Consider the following 9,450-nt stretch of genomic DNA (forward strand, 5'->3'; position numbering starts at 1 on the left):
GCGGTGAGCACGGGCTCGTTGGGCAGAGCGTGCAACGCGCCCTGGATGCGCAGCTGGGGTGCCATGCCGGCGGTGAGCAGGAGGTCGGTGGCGCCTGCCTGCCACACGGCTTCGAGCAGCGCGTCGACATAGCTGCCGAGAGCGGGACCGTGCATAGCGAACCTCCGGATTCCTTGCTGTGCGAGAAAGAAGGGGAAGGACCGTCGCCCTGCACGGCGGCCCTTCCCCGGCTGGTGCGACTACGGCGTGCAATCGACTCCAGGAACGACATCGCCGGCGGCGTTGATCGTCACGCCCGACTTCAGAGCGGTGTCGCTGCGCAGCAAGCCCGCGGTCTTCAAAGCGGTCATGCTTGTCGCGTAGCTGCCGATCTTGGCGTAGTGGGCTTCCTGAGCCACCTCAAGCGTCTTGCGGTCGGCATTGCAAGCGGATTCCTCACCCTTGTCGTTGATGCCGCTGACGGCGAAGACGACGATTCCCGCAAGGACACCGAGGATCACGATGACCATCAGCAGTTCGATGAGGGTGAAGCCCTTCTCGTTCTTGCGGGCTTGGTGGACTCTGTCGAGCAAGGTGTTCATGGTGTTCTCCCTGATGTGTGTGTCATGGCTTTGACCTGCTAGAAGAGGCTTTCCGACACCTCCTCGCCGCGGATCCGGGTGTCGGCGAACCGTCGGACTGCGGTGCTGAAGGGGTGGTGCGGCTCGGACTCGGCGAGCGGCACACCACGGTTGATCGACGCCGCGAGTTCCCAAGTGGACGGGAGGTACGCGGCGACCGGGTTGCGGAGGATCTCGTCGATGTCAGCCGCTGTCAGGCCGGTCTGCTCGTCCGCGCGGTTCACCACGACAGTGCGGGTGTTCCCGCGGATCGAGAGCAGGTCGAGCATGTCCAGGGTGACGCGCAGGTGGGCCAGCGCGGGCCGCTCCGGTGTCGTCAGCAGCACCCGGTGGCTGGAGACGTCGAGCGCGGTCAACACGTGCGCCGACAGCCGGGCCGGGGTGTCGACGACGACGTAGTCGTAGCGCGTCGACAGCAGGATCAGCAGTTCCCGCACGAGCGTCGGCGGCATCCGCTCGGCGTCGCCGGGCCGCATGGGGGCGGGGACGCAGTCGAGCCCGGGCCGGTAGGCGGAGAGCGGCATGTTCGCCCACACCCGGTCGCCCACCGACAGTGTGCCGCGGGGTGTGAGGGTGAGGCTGCCCGCGATGTCGCCGAAGGCGAGGTCGAGGTCGACCAGACAGACCCGGCGCCCCGCGGCGTGCAGCGCGACGGCGAGGTTGGTGGCGAAGGTGGTCTTGCCGCAGCCGCCTTTGGCCGCGAACACGGTGACGACCCGTCCTGCTGTCATGCCCCACACCTCCTCGCCGGATAGACGAGAAGCGTGGGCCGAACAGCGGTGTCCCGGCATCGGGCGATCGGTCAAAGAGTCGATGGCCGATGGGCGGACGATGACGGCTGTCCGGGGGACGCTTGTCGGCCGAACGCCCGACACCGGGGTCGGTCATCACGCTCAGTAGGGACTTTCGACCCTGATAGTCCTTGACCTAGAACGGATCTGTAACTCGGAGGGGGGCTGGACCGAAAGGTAGTTGAATCCTAAACGCGCCTCCCTCAGCGCGGTGTCGGACTGGCAGACCGGAGGAAAGATGTCGATCCGCCTGGCCGTCGTCGATGGTCACCCGCTCACCCGATATGGGCTTACCGGGTTGGTCGCCGAACACGACGATATCGAGATCGTCGCCGAGTGGGGTTCGATGGCCGCCGCCAGGGCGATCGCCGAAGTCCGCCCCACCGTGGTGACCATCGATGTGGACCTTCCCGACGGTGACGGGCTGCGGTTGGCCCGCGAATTCCGTGACCGGGACCCGGACCTCGGCATCGTGGTGCTGACCTCCAGCGCCCGCGACGACATCCTGTTCCGCGCCTTGGACTCGGGGGTCTCGGCTTTCGTCAGCAAGATGGCGCCGATGACGGAGGTGCTGGGCGCCATCCGCCACGCGTCGGTCGCGGCGACGTCGTTCACCGCCACCGGCCTGCTCCACGCCTTGGCCCGCAAGCGCGACACGGAGACCCGCTTCGCCCTGAGCCCCCGCGAGCGCGAAGTGCTCCTGCTGCTGCGCGACGGCCTGTCGGTGCCCGCGATCGCCCGCTCCACCTACGTGAGCCCGTCGACGGCCAAGACCTACGTCGCGCGCCTCTACGAGAAGCTCGGCGCCAACAACCGCGCCCAAGCCCTGATGACCGCACTACGCCACGGCCTGATCCACAACGAAGAGATGCCCGCGGTCATCTGACCTAACGGCGCCCTGGGCGATCCGCTCAATCCGACGTTCGGCGCCTCCGGTTTCGGCCGCGGTCAGCAGGCAGTCCCGGCTTCATCCACCAGCGAGACTCGCCAAGCCGCACTGTTCGACTCCGGAATTTCGGTGCTCATGAGAGCGGGGCAGGCACTTGGTCGTCCGTCCGTTCCCCGCTCATGCCCGCGACCGGCCAGGCCGCCAGGCGGGTGCGGACACGTCCCTGGCCTGGCCCACCGACGGCGGCTGGTACGACGTCGAGGTGACCGCGGCCGAGGACTCGACGTTCCACAGGCGACTGACCGGCCGCGTCGAGGACGGCGCGCCGGGCGTCACCGCCTGACCGGCTCGGGGCGAGCGGACACACCGCCCGCTCGCCCCGGGCGGCCATTCGGGTGGAGCATCCCGGCAAATGGGCGACGATGATCGTTTCCGATGTTCGGTGCTGCGCCCGCTGGTACGTTCCCGGCCAAGACCGCTCACCGGGCGGGTGATCATCGGGAGTTGACGTGCCAGGCGAGCGGCGGCACCGCGGTGGATCCGGCTGAGCTGGCGGGGCAGTGGGCGGGGACACTGAGCGGGGTTTCGGCCGCTGGGGACGGCGTCGGGCGCGAGTTGACCGGTCCGATCGACCGGTTGATCGAGGCGCTGCGCGCGGACCCGTTCGACTCCGACGCCGCCGCTGAGTTCGGCGTCCGGCTGGTCGAGGCGGTCACCGCGGCGCTCGCCGCCGGAGCCCGACTGGCCACTGTGGAACAAGCGCTGGCGGACAGCGAGGCACGCTCCGGCGCGCTGTTCCGCTCGGCTGCGGTCGGCCTGCTGGTGAGCGCCCGCGATGGCGTGGTGACCGAGGTGAACGCCGCCGCCCTGCGCATTCTCGCGCGCCGGGAGGACCAGTTGGTCGGCGTCGCGCTCGCGGAACTGCTGCACCCGCGCGAACGTGACGCGGTCCTGGCTTGTTACACGGAACTGCTCGACAGCGGCGAGGAATCGGGGCGGCTGCGGGAACGCACGCGGCTGCTCCGCGCCGACGGCGACCCTGTCTGGGTGCACCTGGCGGTCTCGGTCCTGCGCGACAGCGCCGGGCAGCCGGACACGTTGGTCACCCTCGTGCAGGACGTCTCCCACGTGCACCTTCTCGAACAGCGGCTCAGCTACCAGGGAACCCACGACCCGCTCACCGGACTGGCCAACCGGCACGCTTTCATCGGCAAACTGGAGGAGACGCTCGGCGGCGCCACGTCCGGTTCGGTGCTGCACCTCAACCTCGACGCCTTCTCGGTGATCAATCACGGCCTCGGCTGGAAAGTCGGCGACGAACTGCTGCGTTCGGTGGCGGCCAAACTGACCGAGATCCTGGGCGACGAGACCGCCTGCGTGGCCAGGTTCGGCGCCGACGAGTTCGCGGTGCTGCTGCCGCCCGGCCACGACGTCGCCGGGCTGGCCCAGCGGATCAACGCCGCACTGGCCGAACCGACCTATGTGGACGGCCACGGGGTCGCGGCGTCGGCCACCATCGCCGTGGCCCGCGACATCGCCCCCGGCGCCGACCCCGTGGAACTGTTGTGCGCCACCGCGATCGTGCTGCGCACGCTGAAGTCGGGCGGGCGCGGGCAGTGGGGCCTGGTGGACCCCGCGGTCGACCAGTCCCGCCGCGCCCAACTCCGACTGGCCGCCTCCGTGCCCGGCGCGTGGGAGGGCGGGCAGATCCAGGTGTGCCACCGGCCGATCGTCGCCCTAGCCGAGCGGCGGGTCGCCTCCGTGCAGGCGTCGCTGCGGTGGCTGCACCCGGAACTGGGCCTGCTCGACCACCGCGCCTGCCTGCGAGCGATCGCCGAAACCGGCTTCGGCCTGCGCATCGGCCGCTGGCTGCTCGGCGAAGCCGCCCGCCAGGTCGCGCAGGCGGGGCCGGACGCGCCCCGGCTGTACTTGGAACTGACCAAAGAGGAAGCGGTGGACCCTGACTTGATCGCCTGGGTCCGTTCTGCTCTCACCGACGCGGGGTTGGCACCCGACCGGCTTGACTTGGGCTTCCCGGTGCTCGCACTGCACGCACCCGACAATCCGGCTGAGGACAACCTGGAAGTGTTGGCGGAACTGGGGATCGGAATCGTTCTGTACGGGTACGGCGCGGCCAGCCGTGACCTGACCTATTTGGACTCGCTGCCGCTTCGGGCTGTTCGGCTCGTCAGCTCTGTTGCTTCCTGGGTGTCGGCCAACGCTGATTCGGGGCTGCCTGCTGTGCTGGCGGCTCGGGGGTTGGTTCCGTTGGTTCGGGCGTCGGGGCTTTCGATGATTGTGGGGAGTCTGTGGACTGCTCGGGAGGCTGCCTGGTGGGCTGAGGTGGGGGTCGACTTGGGGGAGGGGGCGGTGTTCGGGGAGCCTGGGTCGTTGGCTGAGGTGACTCGGATCTGACGCTGTGGCCCGCGAGTCTCCGCGTTCACTGGAACCAATCGGCGTCGGGCGGTGTAGACCTGACAACAGGACGTCCATGACTAGGAGCAGCGATCAGCGACGCGGAGGCCGTGGCCAGGGTGCGCGCCGGGGATTCCGGGGCGTACGGGGACCTCGTGCGCGCCCATGCCGGGGTTGCCCTGCGGGTCGCGGTGTTTCTTGGTGCCGGGGCGGACGCGGAGGATGTCGTGCAGGAGTCGCTGGTGAAGGCGTATCGGGGGCTCGGGGGCTTCCGGGTGGACGCGCCGTTTCGGCCGTGGCTGCTGCGGATCGTGGCCAACGAGACCCGCAACGCGCAGCGGTCCGCGAAGCGGCGTGGGGCCACCGAGGCCGCCGCGGTGCTGCCCGAGCCGGTGGAGGACCCCGAACTCTCGGCCGAGGCCCGGGCCCGGCGTGCCGAGTTGCTGGCCGCTCTTGAGGTGCTGCCCGAGCCCTACCGATTGGTGGTGACCTGCCGATACCTGCTCGACCTGGACGAGCGGGAGACCGCGACCGTCCTGGGTTGGCCGCGGGGCACGGTGAAGTCGCGGCTGTCGCGGGCGCTGCGCAGGCTGCGTGCGTCGCTGGAAACGGACCTCGCCCATGACTGACCCGCTGATCCGCGAACTCCGCGCCCTTGGGGACGACCTCCCGTCGCCCGCGCCCACCGACGCGCTCACCGCCGCCGTCCTGGCCAGGGTGGCGGACGAGCCTGTCCCCGCACGGGCCTCGCTGCCGCGCCGGGTCGTTTGGTGGGTGCGGGCGCGCTGGCGGGCGATGGTGTCGCTGCTGACCGGGCTGGTCCTGGTCGCCGCGCTGACCCCGCCCGTGCGCGCGGCTGTGGCGCAGTGGCTCGGGATCGGCGCCGTCGAGGTTCGCACGTCGACTGGTGCGCCACCCTCGACCGCCCCGCCGCCGCCGACAGCGGCACGGGGGATCAGTGTCGAGCAGGCCCGTGACCTGGTGGCGTTCGATGTCGTCGTGCCCGCCGAACTCGGCACGCCGTCCGGGGTCGAGGTGTCCGCGGACCGGGCCGTGGTGTCGATGAGCTGGACAGGCGTCCGGCTCGACCAGATCGGCGCCCGGCTGGCGCCCTACTTCATAAAGACCGTCTACGACGAGGTCGAGTTCACCACCGTGCGCGGGTCGGAGGCGTTCTGGCTGGCGAGTCCGCACGAGGTGGTCGTGCAGTCCGCCGACGGCCGCCAGCGCCGGGAACCCGCCCGACTCGCGGGCCGGACCCTGCTGTGGCAGTCCGGTGGTGTCACGCTGCGGCTCGAAGGCGACCTCGATCGGGAACGGGCCGTCGCGATCGCCGAATCGGCGCGCTGAAACGGGAACCGCTCGGCTGTGGCCGGTGTATCCCCACCAGTCACATCCGAGGAGGCGCCACCATGCGCGCGACTGTTCTGACTCTGCTCACCGTGATCGGCCTGTTGTTCCTCAGCGCCGGCCCCGCGGCCGCGGGCGGCCCGACAAGCGTGGTGCTGACCATGCCCGAGAACCAGCGGGCGACGGCGCTCTACCACACCGACTCCACCTACATCCTCCTCGACGGCGCCCTCAGCGGCGGCGCGGCCGCGGCCCCGTACGAGTCCAATTCGTACGTCACCGCCACCTGGCTGATCCATGACGTCGACGTGTGGCGGACCGACCGGATCTACCTGACCTCCGCCGGCCCGGTGATCGAGAGCAGGACCGTGCGCGCGGACGGGCAGGGGATCTGGGACGTGCCCGCGTCCTGGCACACCAGTTCCTCGCCCAAGGAGCTCATGGCCCTGCTCGACTCGCTGAAGCTCACGTCGGGGCCCGCCTCCGCACAGATCGCCGACGCCGCGAAGGCGGCGCCCGCGCCCGCACCCGCGCCGGTCGAGCCGGTCGCGGACGTCAGGTGGGAGTGGGGGATCGGCGGCCTCATCGCAGGCGTCCTGCTGACCGTCGCGGCCGTGTTGGTCCGTCCGCGCCTGCGGGCACTGCCCTCGTTCAGCAGGCCGCGGCCCGCTCCGCCGCTCCCGTGATGTTGCGGGCCATCCCGCCGAAGACGACGCCGTGGAAGCGACCCCGCACAGTGAACCCCCGCTGTCACCGTGTATCCGGGGACCGCTCTGGGTATCCCGCCGCGGGTGCAGACGTTCTTGCCTTATCCGGACTTCGCGGCGACCGCGCGGGTCCTTGACGCGCGCAGGTTGGGCAAGCAGCGGGTGGAGACGATCCAGGTGCTGCGGGCACTCACCGTCGTCGGCTACGGCTGGCGCCACCACCCGGCCGCGGCGATGTGGGCGGGCTACGAGGAGGCCCTGACCCGCTACGGCCTCGACATCTGCGAGGTCTGGTGCGAGACAGGTCGTGCGGACACCTGCGCGGGCACCCTGCGAGCGGACCTCCTTCGTGGCGTGGGACCGGGAATCGTCCGCTCCCACGCTGAACTCGCCGGGCGGGGGAGCTGCCGCCGTGGCTCGGCGCCGCGGCGCTGCACCGAAGCCACCAGTCCGCTCTGGTCCGCAAGGATCCCGACCACTACGCCGGCACTTTCCGGACGTGCCCGCGGACCTGCCTTATGTGTGGCCCGACTCGGACCGCCCCCGCCGCACGTCGGTGGCAGGCGGCTGACCCCGATCGGACTCGACCTCGTCCGGCGTCGCCTCGTGCCCGGGTTCACCCGGCGTGCGGCGCTCGCGTTTGAGCCCGGCCTCGTAGCGGTGACGCTGCCCGCCGGTCAGCTCGCGAGTCAGGCGTTCGAGTTCGCGGAACGGGCGGTAGTAGGTGTCGTCGTACTCCTCGACGACCTGGTACGTCCACCGCCCGTGCAGCACGTTGCGCCCCAGCAGTTCCCGCTCCAGCCGGGCGGCGATGTCCCGGTGGCCGGCGCAGGCGAGCAGGTCGATGGCCTCCTCGACCTTGAAGTCGGCCGACCCGGTCAGCTGGTGGAACGCGTAGAGGTGGCCGCGCGCGATCTCGGTCGTCTCCAGCGCCTCGGTCAGTTTCCCGACCGCCTCCACTGTGGCCTTGTCGGCCGGTGGTTCTTGATCCCCTGTGTCCGCCATGACCGAGGATTACCCCGAAACCCGCGAACCCGCACTTCCGCGCGGAATGACACACGCCGTCGACGGATTTGCCGGATACGGACAACATTCGGCGGACGGCGCTCATCGACCGTTGCTCACCGTGTCCGGGCGGTGCGAGAGTCGGGCGGTGAACAGTCGTGCGCCCAGTTCGGATGAGACCCAGACCGCGTATGAGTACCGCGAGGGTGGGCAGAGCTTCCGGGCGGCCGTGATCCGGTGGCTGTGCCGGATCTTCGTGCGGCCGACGCTCGCGTGTTGGCCGTTGCGGGGGCCGCTCTCGAAGATGATGCCGCTGGTCAACCTGGCGCTGCGGGTTGTGCCCCGGCTGCGGGAGACGGAGTGCGAGCACGTCGACGGCGGCGACTGGCGGGCCGAGTTCGTGCGCCCGCGCGGGACGTCCGACGCGACCGCCGCCATCCTCTATCTGCACGGGGGAGCGTTCCTGTTCTGTGGCCTGGCGACCCACCGGCGGATCGTGGAGCGGCTGGCGCTGCGGACCGGGCTGCCGGTGCTGTCCGTGGCCTACCGGCACCTGCCCAAGGGCCGCCTCGACGAGTCCCTCGCCGACGCCGCCGCAGCGGTGCGGTGGCTGCAGACCCGCGGCATCGCGGCGGACAAGGTGGTCTGCGTCGGGGACTCCGCCGGCGGGCACTTGGCGTTCGCACTCGCGCTGAACGCTTCGGCCGCGGGTCTGCCCAGGCCTGCCGGGGTCGTCGGCCTGTCCCCGTGGCTGGACTTCGACAGTGTCACCAAACTCGGCCACCGCAACGCCCGCACGGACGTCTTCATCCCAGCCCGGCGCCTCTCGCGCGTCGGCCTGCTGTGCGCGGGAACCGGCACCGAGATCGACCCGCTCCGCTCGCCGGTCAACGGCGACCTGTCCTGTATGCCCCCCGTCCTCATCCACTGCGCGGAGGACGAAGTCCTGCGCTGCGACGCGGAACTCATGGCCGAACGCCTCACCACCGCGGGCGTGGAGCACCGGCTGCTGATCTGGCAGGGCCAGGTGCATGCTTTCCCGGTGCTGGGCCATGTCCTGCCCGAAAGCAGCGCCGCCCTCGACGAGATAGCGACCTTCACCACCGTCGCCCTGGCTCGCTCAGCGAACGCGGCCTGACGCCGCGTGGTCAGCCTTCGGGCTGTCGACGAGATGGTGCGCGTCGAAGTCGAGAGCACCCCGCTCGTCGACCGGATCACCGACGCGGTCTACCAGCGCATCCTCGAAGAGTCCCGCGAAGTCCTGGCCCAGTACCGGACCGACGGCGGCGCGGAGATCCCGATCAAGGGCCACCTCGTCACCGCGCGCGGGCGTGCCCGCGATTGAATGTGCCACCCAGGCTCCCGCCCGAGGGAGACCCGACATCGGAGGTCACGTGTCCGACGCGACTCGAGACATCGAACGCATCTACTCCACGCCCGACGTCGTCGCGAAGCTTCGCCGCCTCGCCGACGCCCTGGAGTCCGAGACGTCGTTCCGCATCCAGATCGCGGGTGAGCGCATCCGCGTCCCGGCGCGTGCCCAGTTCTCCATCGAGCACGAGCGCGGCGACGGGGAAGAGGAGATCGAGTTCCAGCTCAAGTGGACGCACGAAGAGGCTGACGACGACGAGTCCGACGACTCCGACGACTCCGACGATTCCGCAGTCTAGGTC

Annotated in this window: 12 protein-coding genes and 1 pseudogene; 10 read left to right on the plus strand and 3 right to left on the minus strand. The window is 70.4% G+C overall.

The genetic code is table 11. The annotated features are described in order from the left end of the window. Window positions 1–239 precede the first annotated feature (239 nt). A complete protein-coding gene (locus ACRDSQ_RS19730; protein WP_431423077.1) occupies window positions 240–581 on the minus strand; it encodes a competence type IV pilus major pilin ComGC in 342 nt (113 codons plus the stop codon). Window positions 582–619: 38 nt separating this feature from the next. Continuing rightward, on the minus strand, window positions 620–1,351 hold the full coding sequence (locus ACRDSQ_RS19735) for an AAA family ATPase (RefSeq protein ID WP_431423079.1): 732 nt from the start codon (window positions 1,349–1,351) through the stop codon (window positions 620–622). A gap of 298 nt (window positions 1,352–1,649) precedes the next feature. Here ACRDSQ_RS19735 and ACRDSQ_RS19740 point away from each other — a divergent pair, with 298 nt between their 5' ends. From ACRDSQ_RS19740 to ACRDSQ_RS19770, 7 genes and pseudogenes are all read left to right on the plus strand, one after another. Then, window positions 1,650–2,297: a response regulator gene (locus ACRDSQ_RS19740; protein ID WP_431423081.1), complete on the plus strand. Its 648-nt coding sequence runs from the start codon at window positions 1,650–1,652 to the stop codon at window positions 2,295–2,297. Window positions 2,298–2,454: 157 nt separating this feature from the next. Then, window positions 2,455–2,643, plus strand: a complete 189-nt coding sequence (locus ACRDSQ_RS19745) for a phospholipase domain-containing protein (protein ID WP_431423083.1) — start codon at window positions 2,455–2,457, stop codon at window positions 2,641–2,643. A gap of 92 nt (window positions 2,644–2,735) precedes the next feature. After that, entirely contained in the window at window positions 2,736–4,715 is a 1,980-nt protein-coding gene (locus ACRDSQ_RS19750; RefSeq protein WP_431423085.1) for an EAL domain-containing protein, read from the plus strand. A 110-nt stretch (window positions 4,716–4,825) separates the two neighbouring features. After that, window positions 4,826–5,344, plus strand: a complete 519-nt coding sequence (locus ACRDSQ_RS19755) for an RNA polymerase sigma factor (protein WP_431423087.1) — start codon at window positions 4,826–4,828, stop codon at window positions 5,342–5,344. Next, window positions 5,337–6,065, plus strand: coding sequence for a hypothetical protein (locus ACRDSQ_RS19760; RefSeq protein ID WP_431423089.1), 729 nt, complete (start codon window positions 5,337–5,339; stop codon window positions 6,063–6,065). The genes ACRDSQ_RS19755 and ACRDSQ_RS19760 overlap by 8 nt, the downstream gene beginning before the upstream one ends. Window positions 6,066–6,127: 62 nt before the next feature. After that, complete coding sequence (locus tag ACRDSQ_RS19765; RefSeq protein ID WP_431423091.1) at window positions 6,128–6,751, plus strand: hypothetical protein; 624 nt, start codon at window positions 6,128–6,130, stop codon at window positions 6,749–6,751. Between the two features lie 105 nt (window positions 6,752–6,856). Further along, window positions 6,857–7,343 (plus strand): annotated as a pseudogene (locus ACRDSQ_RS19770) (MSMEG_6728 family protein). Here ACRDSQ_RS19770 and ACRDSQ_RS19775 read toward each other — a convergent pair. Beyond that, window positions 7,289–7,777 carry a hypothetical protein gene (locus ACRDSQ_RS19775; protein WP_431423093.1) on the minus strand — a complete coding sequence of 163 codons (489 nt, stop codon included), beginning with the start codon at window positions 7,775–7,777 and terminating at the stop codon, window positions 7,289–7,291. The pseudogene ACRDSQ_RS19770 and the gene ACRDSQ_RS19775 sit on opposite strands and share 55 nt — an antisense overlap. Before the next feature lie 148 nt (window positions 7,778–7,925). Between ACRDSQ_RS19775 and ACRDSQ_RS19780 the strand changes: the two genes are divergently transcribed. The 3 genes from ACRDSQ_RS19780 to ACRDSQ_RS19790 are packed head-to-tail and all read left to right on the plus strand — an operon-like array spanning window position 7,926 to window position 9,447. Next, entirely contained in the window at window positions 7,926–8,915 is a 990-nt protein-coding gene (locus tag ACRDSQ_RS19780) for an alpha/beta hydrolase (RefSeq protein WP_431423095.1), read from the plus strand. A 6-nt stretch (window positions 8,916–8,921) separates the two neighbouring features. After that, window positions 8,922–9,122: a hypothetical protein gene (locus tag ACRDSQ_RS19785; protein WP_431423097.1), complete on the plus strand. Its 201-nt coding sequence runs from the start codon at window positions 8,922–8,924 to the stop codon at window positions 9,120–9,122. Between the two features lie 49 nt (window positions 9,123–9,171). Continuing rightward, on the plus strand, window positions 9,172–9,447 hold the full coding sequence (locus tag ACRDSQ_RS19790) for an amphi-Trp domain-containing protein (RefSeq protein WP_431423098.1): 276 nt from the start codon (window positions 9,172–9,174) through the stop codon (window positions 9,445–9,447). Window positions 9,448–9,450: the final 3 nt, after the last annotated feature.

Origin of the sequence: Actinokineospora sp. (assembly GCF_050699995.1) — a bacterium.
GTDB lineage: Bacteria > Actinomycetota > Actinomycetes > Mycobacteriales > Pseudonocardiaceae > Actinokineospora.

What these genes read in the sequence shown, in the direction of transcription:
- ACRDSQ_RS19730 (WP_431423077.1), bottom strand. Translation starts at nt 581, where the DNA reads ATGAACACCTTGCTCGACAGAGTCCACCAAGCCCGCAAGAACGAGAAG.
- ACRDSQ_RS19735 (WP_431423079.1), bottom strand. Translation starts at nt 1,351, where the DNA reads ATGACAGCAGGACGGGTCGTCACCGTGTTCGCGGCCAAAGGCGGCTGC.
- ACRDSQ_RS19740 (WP_431423081.1), top strand. Translation starts at nt 1,650, where the DNA reads ATGTCGATCCGCCTGGCCGTCGTCGATGGTCACCCGCTCACCCGATAT.
- ACRDSQ_RS19750 (WP_431423085.1), top strand. Translation starts at nt 2,736, where the DNA reads ATGTTCGGTGCTGCGCCCGCTGGTACGTTCCCGGCCAAGACCGCTCAC.
- ACRDSQ_RS19760 (WP_431423089.1), top strand. Translation starts at nt 5,337, where the DNA reads ATGACTGACCCGCTGATCCGCGAACTCCGCGCCCTTGGGGACGACCTC.
- ACRDSQ_RS19765 (WP_431423091.1), top strand. Translation starts at nt 6,128, where the DNA reads ATGCGCGCGACTGTTCTGACTCTGCTCACCGTGATCGGCCTGTTGTTC.
- ACRDSQ_RS19775 (WP_431423093.1), bottom strand. Translation starts at nt 7,777, where the DNA reads ATGGCGGACACAGGGGATCAAGAACCACCGGCCGACAAGGCCACAGTG.